The organism is Aureimonas sp. CAS, from assembly GCF_059838215.1.
In genome coordinates this window covers 1,877,235-1,902,380 of the sequence record NZ_CM187563.1, presented here as the reverse complement: position 1 = coordinate 1,902,380, position 25,146 = coordinate 1,877,235, and the positions used below count along the sequence as shown (strand labels likewise).

At 66.9% G+C, this 25,146-nt stretch carries 16 protein-coding genes; 11 read left to right on the top strand and 5 right to left on the bottom strand.

The features are described from left to right. Window positions 1-283 precede the first annotated feature (283 nt). The 5 genes from AC6R2M_RS09270 to bcsN are packed head-to-tail and all read right to left on the bottom strand — an operon-like array spanning window position 284 to window position 9,306. Window positions 284-2,665: a tetratricopeptide repeat protein gene (locus AC6R2M_RS09270; RefSeq protein WP_500481452.1), complete on the bottom strand. Its 2,382-nt coding sequence runs from the start codon at window positions 2,663-2,665 to the stop codon at window positions 284-286. Beyond that, a complete protein-coding gene (locus AC6R2M_RS09265) occupies window positions 2,662-3,714 on the bottom strand; it encodes a family 8 glycosyl hydrolase (RefSeq protein ID WP_500481450.1) in 1,053 nt (350 codons plus the stop codon). Before AC6R2M_RS09265 ends, AC6R2M_RS09270 begins: the two co-directional genes overlap by 4 nt. Beyond that, on the bottom strand, window positions 3,711-6,101 hold the full coding sequence (locus tag AC6R2M_RS09260; RefSeq protein ID WP_500481448.1) for a cellulose biosynthesis cyclic di-GMP-binding regulatory protein BcsB: 2,391 nt from the start codon (window positions 6,099-6,101) through the stop codon (window positions 3,711-3,713). The genes AC6R2M_RS09265 and AC6R2M_RS09260 overlap by 4 nt, the downstream gene beginning before the upstream one ends. Then, entirely contained in the window at window positions 6,098-8,284 is a 2,187-nt protein-coding gene (gene bcsA, locus AC6R2M_RS09255) for a UDP-forming cellulose synthase catalytic subunit (protein WP_500481446.1), read from the bottom strand. The genes AC6R2M_RS09260 and bcsA overlap by 4 nt, the downstream gene beginning before the upstream one ends. Further along, window positions 8,278-9,306 carry a cellulose biosynthesis protein BcsN gene (bcsN, locus tag AC6R2M_RS09250; RefSeq protein WP_500481444.1) on the bottom strand — a complete coding sequence of 343 codons (1,029 nt, stop codon included), beginning with the start codon at window positions 9,304-9,306 and terminating at the stop codon, window positions 8,278-8,280. Before bcsN ends, bcsA begins: the two co-directional genes overlap by 7 nt. Before the next feature lie 387 nt (window positions 9,307-9,693). Between bcsN and secE the strand changes: the two genes are divergently transcribed. The 11 genes from secE (at window position 9,694) to fusA (ending at window position 25,142) form a co-directional block, all read left to right on the top strand. Continuing rightward, the gene (secE, locus tag AC6R2M_RS09245; RefSeq protein ID WP_500481442.1) at window positions 9,694-9,891 is read left to right on the top strand and encodes a preprotein translocase subunit SecE; all 198 of its coding nucleotides are present in this window, start codon (window positions 9,694-9,696) and stop codon (window positions 9,889-9,891) included. Window positions 9,892-9,913: 22 nt separating this feature from the next. Then, on the top strand, window positions 9,914-10,444 hold the full coding sequence (gene nusG / locus AC6R2M_RS09240) for a transcription termination/antitermination protein NusG (protein WP_500481440.1): 531 nt from the start codon (window positions 9,914-9,916) through the stop codon (window positions 10,442-10,444). 120 nt (window positions 10,445-10,564) lie between these two features. Next, the gene (rplK, locus tag AC6R2M_RS09235; RefSeq protein WP_500481438.1) at window positions 10,565-10,993 is read left to right on the top strand and encodes a 50S ribosomal protein L11; all 429 of its coding nucleotides are present in this window, start codon (window positions 10,565-10,567) and stop codon (window positions 10,991-10,993) included. Between the two features lie 4 nt (window positions 10,994-10,997). Next, the gene (gene rplA / locus AC6R2M_RS09230) at window positions 10,998-11,699 is read left to right on the top strand and encodes a 50S ribosomal protein L1 (RefSeq protein ID WP_500481436.1); all 702 of its coding nucleotides are present in this window, start codon (window positions 10,998-11,000) and stop codon (window positions 11,697-11,699) included. 349 nt (window positions 11,700-12,048) lie between these two features. Next, window positions 12,049-12,567 (top strand): 50S ribosomal protein L10, encoded by a 519-nt coding sequence (gene rplJ, locus AC6R2M_RS09225; RefSeq protein ID WP_500487548.1) that lies wholly within the window; start codon window positions 12,049-12,051, stop codon window positions 12,565-12,567. Between the two features lie 54 nt (window positions 12,568-12,621). Beyond that, window positions 12,622-12,999, top strand: a complete 378-nt coding sequence (rplL, locus tag AC6R2M_RS09220; RefSeq protein ID WP_500481434.1) for a 50S ribosomal protein L7/L12 — start codon at window positions 12,622-12,624, stop codon at window positions 12,997-12,999. Window positions 13,000-13,265: 266 nt separating this feature from the next. Further along, the gene (gene rpoB / locus AC6R2M_RS09215) at window positions 13,266-17,408 is read left to right on the top strand and encodes a DNA-directed RNA polymerase subunit beta (protein ID WP_500481432.1); all 4,143 of its coding nucleotides are present in this window, start codon (window positions 13,266-13,268) and stop codon (window positions 17,406-17,408) included. A 147-nt stretch (window positions 17,409-17,555) separates the two neighbouring features. Further along, entirely contained in the window at window positions 17,556-21,752 is a 4,197-nt protein-coding gene (rpoC, locus tag AC6R2M_RS09210) for a DNA-directed RNA polymerase subunit beta' (RefSeq protein WP_500481430.1), read from the top strand. Window positions 21,753-22,143: 391 nt separating this feature from the next. Beyond that, window positions 22,144-22,515, top strand: coding sequence for a 30S ribosomal protein S12 (rpsL, locus tag AC6R2M_RS09205; RefSeq protein WP_500481428.1), 372 nt, complete (start codon window positions 22,144-22,146; stop codon window positions 22,513-22,515). 35 nt (window positions 22,516-22,550) lie between these two features. Continuing rightward, window positions 22,551-23,021 carry a 30S ribosomal protein S7 gene (gene rpsG, locus AC6R2M_RS09200; protein WP_500481426.1) on the top strand — a complete coding sequence of 157 codons (471 nt, stop codon included), beginning with the start codon at window positions 22,551-22,553 and terminating at the stop codon, window positions 23,019-23,021. Window positions 23,022-23,051: 30 nt separating this feature from the next. Then, window positions 23,052-25,142 carry an elongation factor G gene (gene fusA / locus AC6R2M_RS09195; RefSeq protein ID WP_500481424.1) on the top strand — a complete coding sequence of 697 codons (2,091 nt, stop codon included), beginning with the start codon at window positions 23,052-23,054 and terminating at the stop codon, window positions 25,140-25,142. Window positions 25,143-25,146 lie beyond the last annotated feature (4 nt).

Sequence of the window (25,146 nt, the reverse complement as noted above, 5' to 3'; positions counted from 1 at the left end):
CTCGCGGAACGAGCAATCTGCGCTAACGCCCAAGCGGGAGCTTGGTTGCGGTGCCCTGTCGCAGGGGCGGGAGAGATCGATCGGGCGTGGATTGCGCGCAACGAAACGGGCGTACGCGCCCTTATGGGGCATCAGGTTTCGTCATGACCTGATACTCCAGCCAAATTGGGCGGCTTCGGCCGCCCTTTTTTGCGTCCGCGGAGCGGGTGCCCCGCGCAACGGAAAGAAGGGCTTCAAGCCGAAGCCGGGCAAGGAACGTCTGCGAGCGAAGGCAGGGTCGGCCTCAGCCGCCGGTGGACACGTACTGACGGGCCTCGCGGACGACGTTCACGCCGCGCTCGCCCTCACGGCTTCCCGCCCGTGCCGCCGCGCTGAACACGCGCTCGGCGTCGGCGAAGCGCCTGAGCTCGAGATAGGCGTAGCCCCGCAGGACCATCAGATCGAGCCGCTCCGGGGCGAGCGCGGCGCGCGCGTCGAGCGCCATCAGCGTCTCGACCGGGCGCTTGGCCTCGAAGGCTTCCGTGGCCTGATCGGTGAGGAGCGCGATCTCCAGCTCCAGCTGGCGGTCGCGCGTCTGCGGGGCCTTCGTCGCGGCCACCGCCGCCCGATCGGGCTGGCCGGCGCGCAGATAGGCGAGGCTCTGGCCGTAGGCGGCGTCGCGCCGGGTTGCCTCGGACCGCGAGAGCAGCGCCACCTCGAAGGCGGGAGCCGCCTCGCGCGGCCGGTCGATCTCCATGAGGCACCATCCGCGGGCGAGCGCGGTTTCGGGCGTCAGCGTGCGCGGATCGACCGTCGATGCGCAATTCGACGCGGTGGGCGAAGCGGCGGGCGCGCGAACCTGCCGCACGCTCGGCGCGACGGTGACCGGAGCGGCTGCGGGCGGCGCGCTTTGCGCGACGGGGGCCTCGACGACCTGACCGGGTGCGACGCCGGCGGCGATCGTGGTGGACTGGACCGAAGGTGCGACCGGGGACGCCACCTGCTGGACGGGCACGGGAGCGCTCTGAACCTGTCCGGCGACGGGCGGATGAGCCGGCGGGCTCTGCGTCTGCGTCGGCGCGAAGGCCATCGGAGCCGTTGCCGCCGCGATCGGCTGCATCGGCGCTGCCTGCGTCGGAGCCGGCTGGGCGGCCGTCTGCTGGGGAGCGAGCGGCTGCTGAACGATGGGCTGGGGCTGGCCGGCCGCGACCTGCCCGATCTGGGCGATGCGCGACGAACGCTGGCTCCAGTTCGCCTGGATCGCCTGAAGCGCCGCGAGATCGCCGACGCGCTGGCGCACAAGCGCCTGTCCGAAGGCCGCGGGCTCGGTGTCCGAGGCCCAGCCGAGCGCGGTGGAGAACCATTGGTCCGCCGTCGCGAACTGGTTCATCGAATAGGCGTACCAGCCGATCTGCTGCGCGAGATTGGCGTCGCCGATCTCCGCCGTCACGGCGACGATCGTCTGAAGCTGCTCGGCGGAGAGGTCGGGCGGCGGGAGCTGCGAGAGGAGGTTCGCGGCGGCGGCGGCGTAGACCTCGCGGTCGTCCTCGCTCTCGTCCGCATAGGGGCGCGAGACCTCCTCGGCGTCGGCGAAGCGGCGCAGTTCGATCAGAGCGAGCGACAGTCCGCGCGCCGCCTCGGCCGTCTCCTCGATCTCGTAGGCGCCTCGGAACGCGGTCTCGGCGTCCGAGGGATCGGTCTGGCCGAGATGATACCAGCCGAGCAGGAGATGATCGGAGGCGGACCGGGTCTCGTCCGCCACGCGGGTCAGAAGGGCGACGTCCGACGACGCGACCTCCGCGTCCGGGTCCTCTCCGGCGGCCGCGATGGCCGCCCGCGCGAGGTCCGTGCGCACCGTGACGAACTCGCCGACGCCGTCGGACCCCGTCCGCTCCAGCGACAGGAGCTCGTCGACCGCCGAACGGTCGAGGTTCTCGCTCGCCATCTGGACCGTCGCCAGACGCTCGTTCGTGTCGTCGCAATTGTCGAGGACGTAGCGATAGGCATCGAGCGCGCGTGCCGGCCGGTCGGTCTCGGCGAAGGCTCGCGCGACGCGCCACAGGACGTCGACGTCGGCACAGGTGAGCAGGCTTGGCGTCTCCGCCGCCACGCGCACCACGGTCTCGTACTGGTCGAGATCGGAGGCGTTCACGAGGCGCCGGCGCGCTTCGGCCACGGCCAGACGGTCCAGGAGGTCCTGGGGAACCTGCCAGTCGGGTTCGTTGCGCTGGCGTTCGGCGATGGCCTCGCGCACCTGCGGGTAGCGGCCGTTGGCATAGAGCGACCAGAGCGCGTCGAGCTGCGGATCGCCGCCTTGCGGGATCGCGAGCGGATCGGCCGGGGGCTCCCAGCCCGGATAGAGGGAACGCAGGCGGGCGATCTCGGCCTCGAGCCGGGCGGTGTCGCCCTGCTGGGCGAAATAGCGCAGCGCCGTCTCGTCGACCCGAGGCGGCTCCGAGCCTTCCGCGGACGAGGTCTGGGGCGCGGGCGCCGATGGCGCAGTCTGGCCGGCCTGCGCGAAGAGCGGCTCGCCGGCGACGGGCTCGGCTGCGTCCGAAGCCGCCGGTTCCTCCTGCGAGAAGGCGGTGCCGATCGCGGCACGCTCGTTTCCGGCGGGCCGCGACAGGAACAGCGCTTCGCCGACGAGCGCCGTCCCGGCCATGAGGAGAAGCAGAGTATGTCTCATGGCAGACACTCCGGGTGTTCGGCACGCAGGTGGGACAGGGCGAGAAGGTGCAGGGTCGACGGATAGTACAGCGTCGGCTCGAACGTCGCCAAGTCGGCGGGGAGGGGGGGTCCCTCGACGACGCAGGACAGGGCCGCCGGGATCACGCGGTAGCCCGCTTCGCTCAAGGCTTCGCCGTCGCGTCCCGTCTCGAGCGTCACGATCGAGGGCACGCCGGCCTCGCCCAGCATCGAACCGGCGAGCCCGGACAGGAGCGCGTCGTCGCCGAGGCCCGCACGCATGAGGTAAAGCGGAACGCGCACGGCATTGTACCCGAAGACGGCCGGAAAGCCGTCCGCGGGACGGGGGCGACCCGAGACGGACAGCCATTCGGGCGGCAGCCGGCGTGGGCCGATCAGAGCGTCGGGAAGAAGCCCGAGACCTCCGTCGGACACGCTCGGCCATCCGCCGTCCGGATCGAGTTCGGCGAGCACCGGGAACGCCTCGTAGACCCAGTAGGACGGATTGACGATCGGGCCGTCCGGCCGGTCGCCGCGGGCGTAGCCCGTCGCGCCGGGCAGGATGAGGCGGCGGCCGCCCTGCTCGAAGATCAGCGGCGCCATGGCTTTGGAGAGGTCGGTGGCGGCCTGCGTCAGCTCCGCCTCGCCCCAGCCCTTGCCGGCAAGGGCGAGCGCGTAGGCGATCAGGATGTCGCCATCGGTCGCGTTGTTGAGGTCGGTGACGTGCGGCTCGGAACCGGGATTCCAGGTCCAGGCCGTCAGTCCGTCGTCCCGCAGCATCAGCTCGTCGCGGGTGAACGACCAGATGAGCTGGAAGCTGGCGGGATCGCCCGCGAGATAGCTGAGGATCAGGCCGTAGCCCTGGCCCTCGCTGTGGCTGATGCCGCCGTTGCCATCGTCCACCACCCGGCCCGACGCGTCGAGAAAGCGCTCCCGCCACGCCGCCCACTCCGATTCGGTGACGGTGCCGCTTTCGGGCGCGGAGACGGCGGCGGACGGCATGAGGAGGGCGACCGCGAGCGCGAGATGGCGCAGCGCCGAACGGCTCATGAGCGCCGCCCGAGAATTGAGGTCATCGTCGCCGTGGCAGCACCGAGCACCACCGAGACCAGCGCCAGGAGGAGCGCATAGCCGAGCGGCCGTTCGGACAGCCAGTTGGCGGCGACCAGACGCAGATTGCCGAAGCTGGGCTCGACCGACGGAACGAGCGTCGCGCCGGTGGCCGGCAGGGAGGCGTAGGCCGTCTGCGCCTCGTCGTAATAGGTCAGGCGTCCCGACAGCTCGTTCCAGTTCGCCTGCCGCGCGAGGTCCGAGACGCCTTCGAACAGTTGTTCCGCGCTCGGCGCGGTGACGACGGTCCAGCTGTGTTCGCCATCCGTGCTCAGGCCCTGCGCGACGATGAGAGAGCTTTCGGCAGGCGCCTCGAAGGGCTCCGGCCGGCGCTGGATCAGCTGCAGGGCGTCGAGGGAGAGGTCGAAACGCCCTTCCAGCCAGCTCTGGATCGACGTCGTCACCCGTTCCACGGGGCTGCTCACCCGCTGGCTCCAGTCATCGATCGAGATCCGCGACGGAGCGTCGGCGGCGGGCGCGATTTCGGTGCCGCTCCAGCTGCTCCTCAGCGTCTCCGAGACGTTGGCGACCTGGAGCACGCCCACCGGAAGCCGCGCGGCCGCTCCGATGAACAGGGCGTCGCGTTCCGTCGCGGCGGAGGCCGGCAGATTGGTGTCGAAGGGGACGATGCGTCCGGCCGTGCTGGCGATCCGTGCGGCCAGGGTCGCGGCGGCCGACATCGTCTCGGTGGAGTAGTCGCCGAGCAGGAGCGGCGAGGACGCTTCGGCCGTATTGAACGGGAAACCGTTCCCGGACAGGGCGGAAAGGTCCGGTCGCGAGCTGATCCGGGCGAAGTCCTGCATCTGGAACGTCGAGGAATCGAACAGGACGAACCGCGTTTCTCCGCCCGTCGAGGTGCCGGGCAGACAGGCGAGGTCCGCCTCCGCGTCGATGATCGCCTCGATCGCGATCGTGTTCGAGCCGGGACGCAGATTCTGGAGCGAGACGGAGGCGGGGAAGCTGCGAAGCACCTCGCCCGTCCGGCTTCCGATCGGAATCGTCGTCGCGATGTTGTCGTTGACGTAGATGTCAAGCGTGGAACCGGGACGAACCGCGGCCGTGTAGGCGAGGTCGAGCAGAAGCGTCGCCCGGCCGTAGGCTTCGGCATAGAAGTCGGCCGGCACGGCGACGTCGAACTCGGTCCGGTATCGGCGGCCCGAGAACTCTTCGGTGGCAACGCCCAGATCGCGCAGCGGCAGCGAACCGCCCGAATAGAAGAGCGGCGCGCTGGGGCTCGTCCAGCCCGGATTGGCGATGCTGGTGCGACGGACCGAGCTGGGGCGGTCGACGGGCGCGACCAGACGGTCGATGGCCGCCTCGACGGAGCTCCAGTCGGGGCCGGAGAGGAGGAGCACCGGCTCGCCGTCGGCGCCCTCCACGAAATCGGCATAGGCGCCGAGCCGGGCTTGACCGGGGAAGGACGGCAGGAGCGCTTCCAAGGCCCCCGCAGGACCGACAAGGACGGAGAGGGAGCCCGTCTCGGTGGGCGCGGGGCCGCCCTCGGTCACGGTCACGACCTGATTGGGCGTCGCGCCCAGGAGGGCGAGCCCCTGCGACAGGCGCGTAATCGACTGCGACGCCTGAACGCTCGTCTCGGGCGCGATCGCGATGTTGAAGCGGGTGAGACCCTCGGCGTCGAACCCGACCGCCCGAACGTCCTCCAGCGCGCGGGGGCGCGTCTCGGCGGCGTCGCCGAAGGTGATGAAGCTCCGCGCGCCGTCGATCTCCGTCCACAGGTCGTAGGTCGACTGGACCGTGCAGTCGGTCCGATGGCGCATCGACGCTTCGAAGGCGATCGTGTTGAGGCCCGCCTGGAGGACGTTCGGCGGCACCGCGACCGCGATCTCCGAGACCGCCTCCGGCGAGGCGACGGGAGCGTCGATCACGGTCTGTCCGTTGACGATGAAGCGCAGGCTGGAGGCCTCCGGCGCGACCAGGATCGAGCTCTGATAGGCGATCTGCACGCTTTCGGCATTCGCCGCTTCGGCTTCCGTCAGGAAGATGGCCCAGCGGCGATGCGCGACTTCTCCGGACAGCGAAATGGATGCCGCCGGCACGATCTGCCGCTGACCGATGGCCGTCGTGGCGGCCGGGGGCGGCGGTGCGCCGTCGCTCGCCGGTGCGCCGCCCGGCTGGGCGGGGCTGGCCGGCGCGGCGGAAGGGGCGGGAGCCTCCGACGGAGACACGGCGGACGGGCCGACGTCGTCGCTCGCGTCCTGCTCGCTCGCGGGAGGCGTTCCCTCGGACGACATGTCGAACGGCGAGGGCTGCGCGCTCGCCTCGAGGCTGAGTGCGGCGAGCGCCGCGAGAACGATCGCCGACCTCATAGGCGTGCCTCCGAGGCGCTGCGGCCCGTCTTGGCGCGCTTGGCCGTCGATCCGCGCATGAGATAGAAGAAGCCGCGATAGGTCTCGAAGACGCAGAGCCAGTAGAACCAGAGCGTTCCGCGCAGAACGCCGGGATTGCGGCGGCGAGACTTCTGGAACGACTGCCATTGCGACGAGGAGCCGAAGACGAGGTCCGCGATCAGGAAGGCCTGCTTCGGCTCGGTGGTGGCGTATTGAAGACCGAGGGTGAAGCCGTCCGACAGGGGGCCGACGCGGCGCACCGTCATCGGCAGCGTCGCATATTCGTCCGATCCGGTCGGCTTGAACCGCATCTCGGCGCTGCGCGCTTCCGACGGCGGGTCTCCGAAGGCGCGCACGCGCGCCCCGCCGACCGACACGTCCTCGATGTTGGCCGGATAGGTCACGCCGTCGAGGACGACCTCGCCCCGCCGGGCGACCTTCACGCGGCGGAACTGGGACGGCGTGCCGCGCTCGGCGACGACCCCGAGCGCGCAGCCGGCGAGGAGAAGGTTGAGGAGGTTCCAGGCCCCGACGACCAGCGTCAGGTCCGCACGGTAGGGCTCGGCGTAGATGCGCCACGCGGTCGCCGCCACGCCGACGGTCAGCACCGCGAAGATGACGAAGAAGGGCAGGCTCAGCTCCGACAGGCGCGAGTGCAGGATCGACTCGTCCTTCGCGGTCACCTTGAAGGTCGGCTTGCTCGGATTGAGCGCGACGGAGATGACCGCCGGCAGGAGATGGACCGTCTGGATGTACTCGTAGAGTTCGGAAATCCACGGCCAGCGATAGTAGCCGAAGAGATAGTTCTGCATCATCAGGTTCACGACCATGTAGGTCAGCGTGTAGGCGAGGAACTCGCCGCCCGAGGCCGTGAAGATCTGCAGGCCGAAGAAGAGGTAGAACAGCGGGGCGATCAGGAAGATCGCGCGCGGGAACGGGAACAGCCAGAACAGCGTCGAGGACATGTAGCAGAGACGCTGCGGCAGGGAGAGGCCGCGCTTCAGGGGCGGGAAGCGGAAGCGCAGGATCTGCATCATGCCCTGCGCCCAGCGCGAGCGCTGGCCGATGAAGGATGCGAAGGTCGCGGGTTGCAGGCCGGCGATCAGCGGCTTGTCGACATAGATCGAGTTCCAGCCGCGCGAGTGCAGCTCGAGCGCCGTCTCGCAGTCCTCGGTGATGGACAGTCCGGAGAAGCCGTTGGTCTCCGAAAGGGCCTTGCGCGAGAGGACCGCCGCCGAGCCGCAGAAGAAGGACGCGTTCCACTTGTCGAGGCCGCGCTGGATGACGCCGTAGAACATCTCGTTCTCGGACGGCATCTTCTCGAAGGTGCGCAGATTGCGCTCCAGCGGATCGGGATTCAGGAAGAAGTGCGGCGTCTGGACGAGGAAGAGGCGTGGGTCCTCGTCGAAATAGCCGACCGTCTCCAGAAGGAAGTCGCGCGCGGGCGCGTGGTCGGCGTCGAAGACCGCCACGAGTTCGCCGATCGAGTGCTTGAGGCCGTTGTTGAGATTGCCGGCCTTGGCGTGTTCGTTCCGCTCGCGGGTCAGGTAGATGGCGCCGAGCTCGGCGCAGAGCGCCTTCAGCTCGCGATGGCGGAGCTCGGCGTTGCGCGCCTCGCCGGCATCGACGGAGTTTCGCTTCTGGAGCGTCCCCCCGTCGTCGAGCAGCCAGACCTTCAGACGGTCGGACGGGTAGTTCATCTGCAGGGCGGCGGCCAGCGTGTTGGCCAGAAGCGCCGCGTCCTCGTTGTAGGTCGGCACGAAGACGTCGACCGTCGGGAAGCGGTCGGACGGGCCCTGCTGTCGCGGCTGGCGCGGCGGCAGCGGCGCCGCGACAACGAACAGCGACACGAAGAGCATGAACACCGAGTACATCTCGGCGAGATACAGGAGGAAGCCGGGAATGAAGTTCTGGAGCTGGTTCACCGGCGGCAGCGTGCCGGTCGTGCGCCAGTAGACGTAGCGCAGGACGATGGCCGTCCCGAGCGCCAGGGCGACGAGCCGCCAGCCGCTGCTCAGGTTCAGCGTCTTGATGACCACCATCACCGCCAGGACCAGAAGCACGGCGATGAGCTGCGACTGCACGCTGATCGGCAGCGCGATGACGAGGAGGGCGAACGCGGCGGCGCAGGCCCATAGGATGATGGTGAGCGCCTTCAGCATGTGCCGGCCTGCCGGTCTGCGGGCGCGCAGGTCGAGGACGGCGGCGGAACCGCCGCGGCCGACTCAGCGGCGGAGGAGGACGACGCGGCGCTCCCGCCCGCGGCGGGCGCGATCGTCGCCGCTGCGGGGGGCGGCGGGACCAGCGGTCCGATCGGCGCCGGAAGCTGCTGGACCGGCGCCGGCGCGGCGACGGCGGGCTGCACGGCGGGTGCCGCCGCCGGCCGGGCCGGTGCGCTTCGCCGCCTCGGTGGCGCGCTCGCCTGAGCGGGCGCCGGGGCCGCAACCACGCCGGTGACCGGCTCGAAGCCTCTCGCGCCAACCGGAAGGATCGGCTGCCCGACGCCGCCGAAACGCGGATCGGCCATGTTGGGATCGCCGTAAGGGTTCCAGGAGAGGTTGGAGAAGAAGGCCCGGATCGTCAGGCCGTACATGGAATAGAGAAGGCGCTCCTCGCCCGCGGCCCGGTCGCACAGGCGAAGGCGGATCTGGATCGTTCCCCTGTCCCGAAGAAGGAGCGTTCTGCGATCGACGCCGGCGATCCGCTGCCAGGCGTAGACGCAGACGTCGCCGTTCGGCGCGCGCCCGGCCGCATAGCCGAACGGACCGTAGCGATTTTGGACGAAGAGCGGAGACTGGACCATCTGCACGCCGGGAACGGCGGCGCGGATCTCGCTGCGCAGGTCCGCCGTCGCGAGGCGCGAGTTCGCAAGGGGCGTTCGGCCCGTCCCGCTGTTGCCCACCGGGCCGAAATACTGGACCTGCAGATAGTTCGAGCCGCTCTGGAGCGAGCGGTTGGCGAGGAAGATCCGCTGCTCGGTGGCGTTCGGGTACCGCTCCTGAACGACGCTGGTGACCTCCGGCCCGCCCACCGGCGCGGAGACGAAGGCGTCCTCCAGCGGGATGCTGCGGGACCGCGACGGCAGCTCCGGTTGCCCACCCTGAATACAACCCGCGAGCGCGAGCGCGCCGGAGAGGCCGACGAGGGCGCGAAAGCCTCCCGCGAATCGTGCTTGCGTACCCAACGCGGACCTCATCCTACCGTGACCTTCGGTCCGAATTCGCAGCCGACCCTTTCGCCAACCGTACGCCGGGGCGCGGATCGGAAGGGTGCGGCCTTTCGGGCTTCGGGGCACGCGAAAGCAGCGAGACATTCTTTAGACGATCAAAGAATGACGTTTGGGAAGTTTCACGACGGCATGATCGGGGAGTCAACGAGCGGTTGCCCGCTCTCGTCTGAACCGCGCCCATGTGTGTCCCGCGCGTAACAAGGCGGACGCCGGGTCCGGAGGAGGGCGGTCCGATCCGGCCCTTGTGAATCCTTGCCAAGGGGTTTATTAAGCCTATCAGAGATAAAGGACGCGCGGGGCAAAGCGCTTGCCCTGACCGCGTCTTCATGTCATGGGCGGTGTATGGCTTCCAAGACCAACCCTTTCACGTTCCTGCAGCAGGTGCGCACGGAGACCTCGAAGGTCACCTGGCCCACCCGCAAGGAAACCCTGATCTCGACGATCATGGTGCTGGTGATGGTCGCCTTCGCGGCCGCCTTTTTCTTCGTGGCCGATCAGGTTCTCGGCTACGTCGTCGGCCTGGTGATGAACGTCGGCTGACAACGGGAGTTCGCATTCTTTCATGACCGCGCGCTGGTACATCGTCCACGCCTACTCGAACTTCGAGAAGAAGGTGGCCGAATCGATCGAGGAGCAGGCCCGTCAGAAGGGTCTGTCGGACAAGTTCGAGAAGATCCTCGTCCCGACCGAGAAGGTCGTCGAGGTGCGCCGCGGCCGAAAGGTGGACGCCGAGCGCAAGTTCTTCCCGGGCTACGTCCTGGTGAAGGCCGAGCTGACCGACGCCGTGTTCTCGATGATCAAGAACACGCCGAAGGTGACGGGCTTCCTCGGGCCGGACAATCGTCCGGTGCCGATCTCGGAGGCCGAGGCGACGCAGATCCTGACGCAGGTGCAGGACGGCGTCGAGCGGCCGAAGCCGACCGTGTCGTTCGACGTGGGCGAGAGCGTTCGCGTCTCCGATGGTCCGTTCGCCTCGTTCAACGGCATCGTCCAGGAGGTCGATCAGGAGCGCGCGCGTCTCAAGGTCGAGGTTTCCATCTTCGGGCGCGCGACGCCCGTCGATCTCGAATTCGGTCAGGTCGAGAAGGTCTGACGGAAAGGAGCGCCTGGCGCTCCGAACGGCGCGGGAGGCGAGGGAGCTGTAGCCGGCTTCCGGAACCGGACCGCGCCACTGCACCGGGCCCCGAGGGGCTGAATAGGACAAGGCAGAGATATGGCTAAGAAGATTGCAGGCCAGCTCAAGCTGCAGGTGAAGGCCGGTTCGGCGACCCCGTCGCCCCCGATCGGCCCGGCCCTCGGCCAGCGCGGCATCAACATCATGGAGTTCTGCAAGGCGTTCAACGCGCAGACCCAGGAGATGGAGAAGGGGTCCCCGGTCCCCGTCGTCATCACCTACTACCAGGACAAGTCCTTCACCTTCACGATGAAGACGGCTCCCGTGAGCTTCTTCCTCAAGAAGGCGGCCAACCTGACCAGCGGCTCCAAGGAGCCGGGCAAGGTCAAGGCCGGTTCGGTCACCCGCGCCCAGGTGCGCGAGATCGCCGAGGCCAAGCTCAAGGACCTGAACGCGAACGACGTCGATGCGGCGATGCTCATGGTCGAGGGCTCCGCCCGCTCCATGGGCCTGGAAGTGGTGGGCTGAACCGATGGCTAAGATTGGCAAGCGCATTGCGAAGGCCCGCGAGGGTATCGACCGCGAGAAGCTCTACGACCTGAACGAGGCCGTCAGCCTCCTGAAGGATCGTGCGAGCGCCAAGTTCGACGAGACGATCGAGGTCGCGATGAACCTCGGCGTCGATCCGCGCCACGCCGACCAGATGGTCCGCGGCGTCGTCAACCTGCCGAACGGCACGGGCCGCACCGTCCGCGTCGCGGTCTTCGCGCGCGGCGACAAGGCCGACGAGGCTCGCGCCGCCGGTGCCGACATCGTCGGTGCGGAAGATCTCGTCGAGCAGGTCCAGGGTGGCACGATCGACTTCGATCGCGCCATCGCGACGCCGGACATGATGGGCCTCGTCGGCCGTCTGGGCAAGGTGCTCGGCCCGCGCGGCCTGATGCCGAACCCGCGCGTCGGCACGGTCACGCCGGACGTCACCGCCGCCGTCAAGGCGTCCAAGGGTGGCGCCGTCGAGTTCCGCGTCGAGAAGGCGGGCATCGTCCATGCCGGCGTCGGCAAGGCGAGCTTCGAGGTCTCGGCGCTGGTCGAGAACATCAAGGCCTTCGCCGATGCGGTGACCAAGGCCAAGCCGTCGGGCGCCAAGGGCAACTACGTCCAGCGCGTCGCGGTGTCCTCGACCATGGGCCCGGGCATCAAGCTCGACCCTTCGACGGTTCGCGTCGAGGCGTAAGCCCTTCAAATACGAAGGTGCCGCGCCCATATGCGGTGCTTTCGACATGTGTTCCGCGGTTTCGATCGCGGTTCGGGCGGCGGGGCTTAGGCTTCGTCGCTTCTCCTGTCCGAGATTGCGGGCGACAGGTCCGGCTTGCCGGTCCGTCTTAATCGCCAAGCCCGCATGAGACGGGTGAGAACCGGATCCCGGTTCGAACCTCTGAATGCCTTGTGCCAGCCGCCGGTTCCGTCCTTCGGATCCAGTCATGCGCCAAGGGGACAGGATCCTCGTGCTTCCGTCTTTCGGGACGGAAGCGAACGGCAACCGGAGTTCTCCCGCAAGGGTGGGCTCCAACTGGAGAGTGGCAGTGGACAGAGCGGAAAAGCGCGAGTTCGTCACGGAGCTGAACGAGACCTTCAAGGCCTCGGGCGCGATCGTGGTGGCCCGCTACGCCGGTCTCACCGTCGCGCAGATGAATGACCTGCGGGTCAAGATGCGCGATGCTGGTGGGACCGTCAAAGTCGCGAAGAACCGCCTCGCCAAAATCGCTCTTCAAGGCACCGACGCCGAAGGCATCTCGAACCTGTTCGAGGGCCAGACCCTGATCGCCTATTCGGGTGATCCGGTCGCGGCGCCGAAGGTGGCCAACGACTTCGCCAAGGGCAACGACAAGCTCGTGATCCTGGGCGGCGCGATGGGTTCCACCTCGCTCGACGCGGAAGGCGTGAAGGCTTTGGCCTCGCTGCCTTCGCTGGACGAGCTGCGCGGCAAGCTTCTGGGCATGATCCAGACGCCGGCCACCCGCATCGCGGGCGTCGTCGCAGCACCGGCCGCGCAGCTTGCGCGCGTCTTCGCAGCGTATGCCAAGAAGGACGAAGCGGCCTGAGGCTTACGGTTCCTCGCTGCATTCAGAACATTCGAACACGAAGGAAGAACTACAATGGCTGATCTCGCCAAGATCGTTGAAGACCTGTCGAGCCTGACCGTCCTCGAGGCCGCCGAGCTCTCGAAGATGCTCGAAGAGAAGTGGGGCGTCTCCGCCGCCGCTCCGGTCGCCGTCGCCGCTGCCGGCGGTGCGGGCGCCGCGGCTCCGGCCGAGGAAGAGAAGACCGAGTTCGACGTCATCCTCTCGGATGCCGGCGCGCAGAAGATCAACGTCATCAAGGAAGTCCGTGCGATCACGGGCCTGGGCCTCAAGGAAGCCAAGGACCTCGTCGACGGCGCTCCGAAGCCGGTCAAGGAAGGCGTCTCGAAGGACGAGGCTGCCAAGATCAAGGACCAGCTCGAGAAGGCTGGCGCCAAGGTCGACGTCAAGTAATCGTCTCCGGCGCTTCGCCGGAACGACATTCGGCGGGCGGGACGGCAGATCTGCCGTCCCGCCTTCCGTGCTCGCTGGGGACCCGGGTCCCCGGCGGGCATTCCCGTTTCTCCAGAATGCCGCTCGGACGGCCTTCTGGAGACACGGGTCCGACCGGAAGGGAAGGTCGGCCTGACGACCCGCAGACGAAGGCGGGGGCGCTTCTGAAGTCAGGAAGCGCTGGATGAGCCCCCTGGTCCGGGGCGATGTCGAATGAAGGAGCGACGATGTCGAAAGTCACGACGTTCAGCGGTCGCAGGCGGGTACGCAAATATTTCGGGTCGATCCCGGAAGTCGCCGAAATGCCGAATCTGATCGAGGTCCAGAAGGCCTCCTACGATCAGTTCCTGATGGTCGAGGAGCCCGAGGGCGGCCGCGGCGACGAGGGCCTGCAGGCCGTCTTCCGTTCCGTCTTCCCGATCTCCGACTTCTCCGGCCAGTCGATGCTGGAGTTCGTGAAATACGAGTTCGAGGCGCCGAAGTTCGACGTCGACGAGTGCCGGCAGCGCGACCTGACCTTCGCTGCGCCGCTCAAGGTGACGCTGCGCCTCATCGTGTTCGATATCGACGAGGACACCGGCTCCAAGTCCATCAAGGACATCAAGGAGCAGGACGTCTACATGGGCGACATGCCGCTCATGACGTCGAACGGCACCTTCATCGTCAACGGCACCGAGCGCGTCATCGTCTCGCAGATGCACCGTTCGCCGGGCGTCTTCTTCGACCATGACAAGGGCAAGTCGCACTCCAGCGGCAAGCTTCTCTTCGCCGCGCGCGTCATCCCGTATCGCGGCTCCTGGCTCGACATCGAGTTCGACGCCAAGGACATCGTCCACGCGCGTATCGACCGCCGCCGCAAGATCCCCGTGACGAGCCTCCTGATGGCGCTCGGCATGGACGGCGAGGAGATCCTGTCGACCTTCTACGACATCGTGAAGATCGACAAGGACAAGAACGGCTGGCGCATTCCGTTCTCCGTCGAGCGCGTCCGCGGCCAGACGGCCGTCGTCGACATGGTCGACGCGGATTCGGGCGAAGTGCTGGTCGAGGCCGGCAAGAAGGTCACGGCCCGTCAGGCCCGCCAGCTCAAGGAGCGCGGCGTCAAGGCTCTGCGCGCGACCGAGGAGGACCTCTACGGCAACTATCTCGCCGAGGACATCGTCAACTACCAGACGGGCGAGATCTATCTCGAGGCCGGCGACGAGATCGACGAGAAGACGCTGAAGGTCCTGACGGACGCCGGCTACGAGGAGATGTCGGTTCTCGACATCGATCACGTGACGGTGGGCGCCTACATCCGCAACACGCTGGCGGCCGACAAGAACGAGTCCCGCCAGGACGCGCTGTTCGACATCTACCGCGTCATGCGTCCGGGCGAGCCGCCGACGATGGACACCGCCGAGGCGATGTTCCAGTCGCTGTTCTTCGACGCCGAGCGCTACGACCTCTCGGCCGTCGGCCGCGTGAAGATGAACATGCGTCTCGACGTCTCGGCCGAGGACACGGTCCGCGTCCTGCGCCGCGAGGACATCCTGGCCGTCGTCAAGACGCTGGTCGACCTGCGCGACGGCAAGGGCGAGATCGACGACATCGACAATCTCGGCAACCGCCGGGTGCGTTCGGTCGGCGAGCTCATGGAGAACCAGTACCGCGTCGGCCTGCTCCGCATGGAGCGCGCGATCAAGGAGCGCATGTCCTCGGTCGAGATCGACACGGTCATGCCGCAGGACCTGATCAACGCCAAGCCCGCAGCCGCGGCGGTGCGCGAGTTCTTCGGCTCCTCGCAGCTCTCGCAGTTCATGGACCAGACCAATCCGCTCTCGGAGATCACGCACAAGCGCCGTCTCTCCGCGCTCGGCCCCGGCGGTCTGACCCGCGAGCGCGCCGGCTTCGAGGTGCGCGACGTGCACCCGACGCATTACGGCCGCATCTGCCCGATCGAGACGCCGGAAGGCCCGAACATCGGTCTGATCAACTCGCTGGCGACGTTCGCGCGCGTCAACAAGTACGGCTTCATCGAGAGCCCGTACCGGCGCGTCGTCGACGGGAAGGTGACGAACGACGTCGTCTATCTGTCGGCGATGGAGGAATCCAAGCACCACGTCGCGCAGGCGAACGCGGTCCTGACGGAGGCCGGCGAGTTCCAGGAGGAGCTGGTCGTCTGCCGTCATGCCGGCGACGTCTTCATGACGCCGCGCGAGAACGTCGATCTGATGGACGTCTCGCCCAAGCAGCTCGTGTCGGTCGCGGCAGCGCTCATCCCGTTCCTGGAGAACGACGACGCGAACCGCGCTCTCATGGGTTCGAACATGCAGCGCCAGGCGGTGCCGCTGGTTCGCGCCGAGGCGCCGTTCGTCGGCACCGGCATGGAGCCGATCGTCGCCCGTGACTCGGGTGCGGCCATCGGCGCGCGCCGGACCGGCATCGTCGATCAGGTCGATGCGACCCGTATCGTCATCCGCGCGACGGAAGATCTCGAGACCGGGCGTTCCGGCGTCGACATCTACCGTCTGATGAAGTTCCAGCGCTCCAACCAGAACACCTGCATCAACCAGCGTCCGCTGGTCCGCGTGGGTGACCGGGTGCGCAAGGGCGACATCATCGCGGACGGCCCGTCGACCGATCTGGGCGATCTGGCCCTCGGCCGGAACGTGCTCGTCGCGTTCATGCCGTGGAACGGCTACAACTACGAGGACTCGATCCTCCTCTCCGAGCGCATCGTCGCCGATGACGTCTTCACCTCGATCCACATCGAGGAGTTCGAGGTCATGGCCCGCGACACCAAGCTCGGGCCCGAGGAGATCACGCGCGACATTCCGAACGTGTCGGAAGAGGCGCTCAAGAACCTCGACGAGGCCGGCATCGTCTACATCGGTGCCGAGGTGCAGCCGGGCGACATCCTGGTCGGCAAGATCACGCCGAAGGGCGAAAGCCCGATGACGCCGGAGGAGAAGCTCCTGCGCGCCATCTTCGGCGAGAAGGCGTCCGACGTCCGCGACACCTCGAACCGCATGCCTCCCGGCACCTACGGCACGGTCGTGGAAGTGCGCGTCTTCAACCGCCACGGCGTGGAGAAGGACGAGCGCGCGATGGCGATCGAGCGCGAGGAGATCGAGCGTCTCGCCAAGGACCGTGACGACGAGCAGGCGATCCTCGACCGCAACGTCTACGGGCGTCTGGTCGAGATGCTGGACGGCAAGACCGCCATCTCGGGGCCGAAGGGCTTCGCCAAGGGCGGCAAGCTGTCGCCCGAGGTGATGGCCAACCACTCGCGTTCGCAGTGGTGGATGTTCGCCGTCGAGGACGAGCGTCTCCAGGGTGAGATCGAGGCTCTGCGCAGCGTCTACGACGAGGCGAAGAAGACGCTCGAAGCGCGCTTCATGGACAAGGTCGAGAAGGTGCAGCGCGGCGACGAGCTGCCTCCCGGCGTCATGAAGCAGGTCAAGGTCTTCGTCGCGGTCAAGCGCAAGATCCAGCCGGGCGACAAGATGGCGGGCCGCCACGGCAACAAGGGTGTCGTGTCGCGCATCGTTCCGGTCGAGGACATGCCGTTCAACGAGGACGGGACCCATGTCGACATCGTCCTGAACCCGCTCGGCGTGCCGTCGCGCATGAATGTCGGTCAGATCCTCGAGACGCATCTCGGTTGGGCCTGCGCCGGCATGGGCAAGCGCATCGGGGAGATGCTGGAGGCCTACCAGCAGAACCACGACGCGGCTCCACTTCGGAACGAGATCGCCGGTCTTCTCGGCGACAACGACCGCAATGAGAAGGTGAAGGACTACGACGACGAGAGCGTTGTCACGCTGGCCAACCAGATGAAGAAGGGCGTCTCCATCGCGACGCCGGTCTTCGACGGCGCGGTCGAGCAGGACATCGTGCACATGCTGGAGAAGGCCGGGCTGAACGGCTCGGGCCAGGTGACGCTCTATGACGGGCGCACCGGCGAGGCCTTCGACCGGCAGGTGACGGTCGGCTACATCTACATGCTGAAGCTGCACCACCTCGTCGACGACAAGATCCACGCCCGTTCGATCGGCCCGTACTCGCTCGTCACCCAGCAGCCGCTGGGCGGCAAGGCGCAGTTCGGCGGTCAGCGCTTCGGCGAGATGGAGGTCTGGGCGCTCGAAGCCTACGGCGCCGCCTACACGCTGCAGGAAATGCTGACCGTGAAGTCGGACGACGTCGCGGGCCGCACCAAGGTCTACGAGTCGATCGTTCGCGGCGACGACGCGTTCGAGTCGGGCATTCCGGAGAGCTTCAACGTTCTCGTGAAGGAAATGCGCTCGCTCGGCCTCGACGTCGATCTCGCCAACTCGACGCCGGATCTCAGCGCCTCGCTCGAAGGCCTGCCCGACGCGGCCGAGTAAGGCCGACCATCAAAACGTCGCTCTGTGGAGCGACGTTGGCCGGCGCCCGCGAACGGCGCCGGTCCTTGCCAGTTTTGCGGAACCTGTTCGGCGCCGATCCCGCCACGGCGCCATGGGGGCTAGAATGCCCCGGAAGGAGAAAGCACCATGAACCAAGAGGTCATGAATCTCTTCAATCCTCAGGTGCAGGCCCAGACGTTCGATTCCATCCGGATCTCGCTCGCGAGCCCGGAAAAAATCCTGTCCTGGTCCTTCGGTGAGATCAAGAAGCCGGAGACGATCAACTACCGCACGTTCAAGCCCGAGCGCGACGGTCTCTTCTGCGCGCGCATCTTCGGTCCGATCAAGGACTACGAGTGCCTGTGCGGCAAGTACAAGCGCATGAAGTACAAGGGCATTATCTGCGAGAAGTGCGGCGTCGAGGTCACCCTCTCGCGCGTGCGCCGCGAGCGCATGGGCCACATCGAGCTGGCCGCGCCCGTCGCCCACATCTGGTTCCTGAAGTCGCTGCCGAGCCGCATCGGCACGCTGCTCGACATGACCCTCAAGGACATCGAGCGCGTTCTCTACTTCGAGAACTACATCGTCACCGAGCCCGGCCTCACCGCGCTGAAGGAGCACCAGCTCCTCACCGAGGAGGAGTACATCATCGCGACCGAGGAGTACGGTGAGGATTCGTTCACCGCGCTGATCGGCGCCGAGGCGATCCAGGAGCTGCTGCGCTCCATGGACCTGGAACGCATCGCGGGCGACCTTCGCGAAGAGCTTGCGACGACGACGTCCGAGCTCAAGACGAAGAAGCTGATGAAGCGGCTGAAGATCGTCGAGAACTTCCTGGAGTCGGGCAACAAGCCCGAATGGATGATCCTGTCGGTCGTCCCCGTCATCCCGCCGGACCTGCGCCCGCTGGTTCCGCTGGACGGCGGCCGCTTCGCCACGTCGGACCTGAACGACCTCTATCGCCGCGTCATCAACCGCAACAACCGCCTCAAGCGGCTGATCGAGCTGCGCGCGCCGGGCATCATCATCCGCAACGAGAAGCGCATGCTTCAGGAGGCGGTTGACGCGCTGTTCGACAACGGTCGTCGCGGCCGCGTCATCACCGGCGCCAACAAGCGTCCGCTGAAGTCGCTGTCCGACATGCTGAAGGGCAAGCAGGGCCGCTTCCGCCAGAACCTCCTCGGCAAGCGCGTCGACTATTCGGGCCGGTCCGTCATCGTGACGGGTCCGGAGCTGAAGCTGCACCAGTGCGGCCTGCCGAAGAAGATGGCGCTCGAGCTGTTCAAGCCGTTCATCTACGCCCGCCTCGACGCCAAGGGTTACTCCTCGACCGTCAAGCAGGCGAAGAAGCTCGTCGAGAAGGAGCGTCCGGAGGTCTGGGACATCCTGGACGAGGTGATCCGCGAGCATCCGGTTCTGCTGAACCGCGCGCCGACGCTGCACCGTCTGGGCATCCAGGCCTTCGAACCCGTCCTGATCGAAGGCAAGGCAATCCAGCTTCACCCGCTGGTCTGCACGGCCTTCAACGCGGACTTCGACGGCGACCAGATGGCGGTCCACGTGCCGCTCTCGATCGAGGCGCAGCTGGAAGCGCGCGTCCTCATGATGTCGACGAACAACATCCTGCATCCGGCGAACGGCCAGCCGATCATCGTGCCGTCGCAGGACATGGTGCTCGGGCTCTACTACCTCTCGATCATGAACGAGAACGAGCCGGGGCAGGGGATGGCCTTCTCCGACATCGGCGAGATGGAGCACGCGCTCGCCTCCAAGGCGATCACGCTGCACACCAAGATCAAGGGCCGCTTCAAGTCGGTCGACGAGAACGGCAACCCGGTCTCGAAGATCTACGAGACGACCCCGGGGCGCATGCTCATCGGCCAGCTCCTGCCGAAGACGCACAAGATCTCCTTCGACATCGCCAACGAGCTGATGACGAAGAAGAACATCTCGCGCCTCATCGATCAGGTCTATCGTCACTGCGGCCAGAAGGACACGGTGATCTTCTGCGACCGCATCATGCAGCTCGGCTTCCGGCATGCGTGCACGGCGGGCATCTCGTTCGGCAAGGACGACATGCTCATTCCGGACACCAAGCCGCAGCTGATCGGCGAGACGCAGGCGCTCGCGAAGGAATACGAGCAGCAGTACAATGACGGCCTGATCACCCAGGGCGAGAAGTACAACAAGGTCGTCGACGCCTGGGCCAAGTGCACGGACAAGATCGCCGACGAGATGATGGGCCGCATCAAGGCGGTCGAGTTCGACGACAACGGCCGTCAGAAGCCGATGAACTCGATCTACATGATGTCGCACTCGGGCGCCCGCGGCTCGCCGACGCAGATGCGTCAGCTGGCGGCGATGCGCGGTCTCATGACCAAGCCGTCGGGCGAGATCATCGAGACGCCGATCATCTCGAACTTCAAGGAAGGCCTCACCGTTCTGGAGTACTTCAACTCCACGCACGGCGCCCGTAAGGGTCTGGCCGACACCGCCTTGAAGACGGCGAACTCGGGCTACCTGACCCGCCGCCTCGTCGACGTCGCGCAGGACTGCATCATCACGCAGACCGATTGCGGCACGCCGAACGGCCTGACGATGCAGCCCATCGTCGATGCCGGTCAGGTCGTCGCGACCCTCGGCCAGCGCATTCTCGGCCGCACGGCGCTGGAGGACATCCTCCATCCGCAGACGGGCGACGTCCTCGTCGAGGGCGGCCGCACGATCGAGGAGCCGGACGTCGAGGTGATCGAGAAGGCCGGCGTCCAGTCGGTGAAGATCCGCTCGGCGCTGACCTGCGAGGTCCGCACCGGCATCTGCGCCGTCTGCTACGGTCGCGATCTGGCCCGCGGCACGCCCGTCAACATGGGCGAGGCCGTCGGCGTCATCGCGGCGCAGTCGATCGGCGAGCCCGGCACGCAGCTCACCATGCGCACCTTCCACATGGGCGGCACGGCGCAGGTCGTCGACTCGTCCTTCCTGGAAGCCTCCTACGAGGGCACGGTCCAGATCCGGAACCGCAACGTGGTTCGGGATTCGGAAGGGCGCCTCGTCGCGATGGGCCGCAACATGGCGATCCTCATCCTGGACGCCTCGGGCAAGGAGCGCGCCTCGCACCGCGTCACCTACGGCAGCCGCGTCTTCGTCGACGACGGGGACACGGTTCGTCGCGGCCAGCGCATCGCGGAGTGGGATCCGTACACCCGTCCGGTCCTCACCGAGCTCGACGGCATCGTGGAGTTCGAGGATCTGGTCGAGGGCCTGTCGGTCCTGGAGCAGGCGGACGAGTCGACCGGCATCACCAAGCGCCAGGTCATCGACTGGCGGGCGAACCCGCGCGGTTCCGACCTCAAGCCCGCGATCGTCATTCGCGGCGCCGACGGTCAGATCCTCAAGCTCGCGCGCGGTTCGGAAGCTCGCTACCTCCTGTCGGTGGACGCGATCCTCTCGGTCGAGCCGGGATCGAAGGTCTCGGCCGGTGATGTCCTCTCGCGTATTCCGATGGAGTCCGCGAAGACGAAGGACATCACGGGCGGTCTGCCGCGCGTCGCCGAGCTGTTCGAGGCCCGCAAGCCGAAGGACAACGCGGTCATCGCGGAGATCGACGGCACGGTGAAGTTCGGCCGCGACTACAAGAACAAGCGCCGCATCATCATCGAGCCGCACGAGGACGGCGTCGAGCCGGTCGAATACCTGATCCCGAAGGGCAAGCCGTTCCATCTCCAGGAAGGCGACATCGTGGAGAAGGGCGACTACATCCTCGACGGCAACCCGGCACCGCACGACATCCTGGCCATCCGGGGCGTCGAGGCGCTGGCGAGCTACCTCGTGAACGAGATCCAGGAGGTCTATCGTCTCCAGGGCGTTCTCATCAACGACAAGCACATCGAGGTGATCGTTCGCCAGATGCTGCAGAAGGTCGAGATCGAGGAGTCGGGCGACTCGGGCTACATTCCGGGCGACAACGTCGACCGGATCGAGCTGGCGGAGCTGAACGAGAAGCTCGCGGAAGAGGGCAAGAAGCCGGCCTCCGGCGTTCCGGTCCTCCTCGGCATCACCAAGGCGTCGCTGCAGACGCCGTCCTTCATCTCGGCGGCCTCCTTCCAGGAGACCACGCGCGTCCTCACCGAGGCCGCGGTCGCCGGCAAGACGGACACGCTGCAGGGCCTGAAGGAGAACGTCATCGTCGGCCGCCTCATCCCGGCGGGCACGGGCGGCATGATGACCCAGGTGCGCCGCATCGCGACGGGCCGCGACGACCTCATCATCGAGGATCGCCGCAAGCAGTCCAACGCGTCCGAGGCGGACCGCATGCTGACCTCGCTGAACGACGCCGCCGAGTAAGGCTGCGACGACCGAAGAGACGAAAGGGGTCGCCTCCGGGCGGCCCCTTTTTTGCGGGCATCGTGCATTCGCTGCATGGCCGACCTGCGGGCGGCGCCCTATGCGCCGGGGTTGACGCATCCTGCCCTACTCGTTAAAAGCCCCCCTACAGAGCCGATGTGAGGCCGAATCTTCCCCAGGGCGCCACGCCCGGGATGCAGCGGTCTCAAACAAGGTTTCGTTCTACGAGACGCGACATTGCTGGTTGCATGACTGGTCATTCAGTCCTCTGCGTTCGTCCGGGCAGTCCGCTAACAGCGGATCGAATGCCCGGTTTCGTGCATGACCTCCCGGTCGTGGGCGGCGGTGTCGTATCGGTTCGAATTCGATTTGAGGAAAAGGGAAGGCCCTGATGCCGACCATCAACCAGTTGATCCGCAAGCCTCGCGTCCGTCCGGCGGAGCGCAACACGGTTCCGGCACTGCAGGCCAACCCGCAGAAGCGCGGCGTCTGCACCCGCGTCTACACGACCACCCCGAAGAAGCCGAACTCGGCGCTTCGTAAGGTCGCCAAGGTTCGCCTCGTCAATGGCTTCGAGGTCATCGGCTACATTCCGGGCGAGGGGCATAACCTCCAGGAGCACTCCGTGGTCATGATCCGCGGCGGCCGCGTGAAGGACTTGCCTGGCGTTCGCTACCACATCATCCGCGGCGTGCTCGACACGCAGGGCGTCAAGGACCGCAAGCAGCGCCGTTCGAAGTACGGCGCGAAGCGTCCGAAGTAAGCGCCCGTTCCGAGAGACGAAGAAGAGACTGATCGATGTCCCGTCGCCATTCCGCCGAAAAGCGTGAGATCAACCCGGACCCGAAGTTCGGCGATCTCGTCGTGACCAAGTTCATGAACGCCATCATGTACGATGGGAAGAAGTCCACGGCCGAGCGCATCGTCTACGGCGCGTTCGACTCCATGCAGGAGAAGAGCCGTCAGGACGCGGTGGCGATGTTCCACCAGGCGCTCGACAACGTCGCGCCGCACGTCGAGGTTCGTTCGCGCCGCGTCGGTGGTGCGACCTACCAGGTCCCGGTCGATGTCCGTCCGGAGCGCCGTCAGGCGCTGGCAATCCGCTGGCTCATCTCCGCGGCCCGCAACCGCAACGAAACCACCATGGTCGATCGCCTGTCCGGCGAGCTCATGGACGCTGCCAACAACCGCGGCTCTGCCGTGAAGAAGCGCGAAGACACGCACCGCATGGCGGAAGCGAACCGCGCCTTCTCGCACTACCGCTGGTAAACGCAGCCTAAGATCGAAAGGCGACGCCCCATGGCCCGCGAATACAAGATCGAAGACTACCGCAATTTCGGCATCATGGCCCACATCGACGCGGGCAAGACGACGACGACCGAGCGGATTCTCTTCTACACCGGCAAGTCCCACAAGATCGGCGAAGTCCACGACGGCGCCGCGACCATGGACTGGATGGAGCAGGAGCAGGAGCGCGGCATCACGATCACGTCGGCCGCGACGACCACCTTCTGGGAAGGCCGTGACGGCAAGAAGCGGCGCTTCAACATCATCGACACGCCGGGCCACGTCGACTTCACGATCGAGGTCGAGCGCAGCTTGCGCGTTCTCGACGGCGCGATCGCGCTCTTGGACGCCAACGCCGGCGTCGAGCCGCAGACCGAGACCGTCTGGCGCCAGGCCGACAAGTACCGCGTCCCGCGCATGATGTTCGTCAACAAGATGGACAAGACCGGCGCGGACTTCTTCCGCTGCGTGGACATGGTCAAGACGCGCCTCGGCGCCCGTCCGATCGTCGTCCAGCTGCCGATCGGCGCGGAGAACGAGTTCAAGGGCGTCGTCGACCTGATCGAGATGAACGCTCTCGTCTGGCGCGACGAGTCGCTCGGCGCCAAGTGGGACGTCGTCGAGATCCCGGCCGATCTGAAGGATCAGGCCGAGGAGTATCGCGAGAAGATGATCGAGGCCGCCGTCGAGGTCGACGAGGCCGCTATGGAGCGGTATCTCGAAGGCGAGATGCCGTCCAACGACGAGCTGCGCGCGCTGATCCGCAAGGGCACCTGCGACGTCTGGTTCACGCCGATCTTCTGCGGCTCGGCCTTCAAGAACAAGGGCGTCCAGCCGCTGCTCGACGGCGTCGTGGACTTCCTGCCGTCCCCGGTCGACGTGCCGGCGATCAAGGGGATCGACCCGAAGACCGAGACCGAGACGACCCGCGCGTCCTCCGACGACGAGCCGCTCTCGATGCTCGCCTTCAAGATCATGAACGACCCGTTCGTCGGCTCGCTCACCTTCTGCCGCATCTATTCGGGCAAGGTCTCGAAGGGCACCGCGCTGCAGAACACGGTGAAGGAGAAGAAGGAGCGTCTGGGCCGCATGCTCCAGATGCACTCCAACTCCCGCGAGGACATCGAGGAGGCCTATGCCGGCGACATCGTCGCACTGGCGGGCCTGAAGGAAGTCACGACGGGCGACACGCTCTGCGATCCGCTGAAGCCGGTCATCCTGGAGCGCATGGAGTTCCCCGATCCGGTCATCGAGATCGCGATCGAGCCGAAGACCAAAGGCGACCAGGAGAAGATGGGCCTCGCGCTCAACCGTCTGGCCGCCGAGGATCCGTCCTTCCGCGTCAAGACCGACGAGGAGTCGGGGCAGACGATCATCGCGGGCATGGGCGAGCTTCACCTCGACATCCTCGTCGATCGCATGAAGCGCGAGTTCAAGGTCGAGGCGAACATCGGCGCTCCGCAGGTCGCCTATCGCGAGACGATCACCCGTCAGGCCGAAGTGGACTACACCCACAAGAAGCAGACGGGCGGCACGGGCCAGTTCGCCCGCGTCAAGATGGTCTTTGCTCCGGCCGAACTCGGCGAAGGGTTCACCTTCGAGTCGAAGATCATCGGCGGCGCGGTGCCGAAGGAGTACATCCCGGGTGTCCAGAAGGGCATTGCCTCGGTGATGACCTCGGGTCCGCTCGCGGGCTTCCCGATGGTCGATATCAAGGCCGAGCTGATCGACGGCGCGTTCCACGACGTCGACTCCTCGGTCCTGGCCTTCGAGATCGCGGCGCGTGCCGGCTTCCGTGAGGCCATCCAGAAGGCGTCCCCGAAGCTGCTCGAGCCGATCATGAAGGTCGAGGTCGTGACGCCGGAAGACTATGTCGGCGACGTCATCGGCGATCTGAACTCGCGTCGCGGTCAGATCCAGGGGACCGAGGCCCGTGGTATCGCGACCGTGGTCAACGCGATGGTTCCGCTGGCCAACATGTTCGGCTACGTGAACACGCTGCGTTCGATGTCGCAGGGCCGCGCCCAGTACACGATGCAGTTCGACCACTACGAGCAGGTGCCGAACCAGGTCGCCGAGGAAATCCAGAAGAAGTACGCCTGACGCG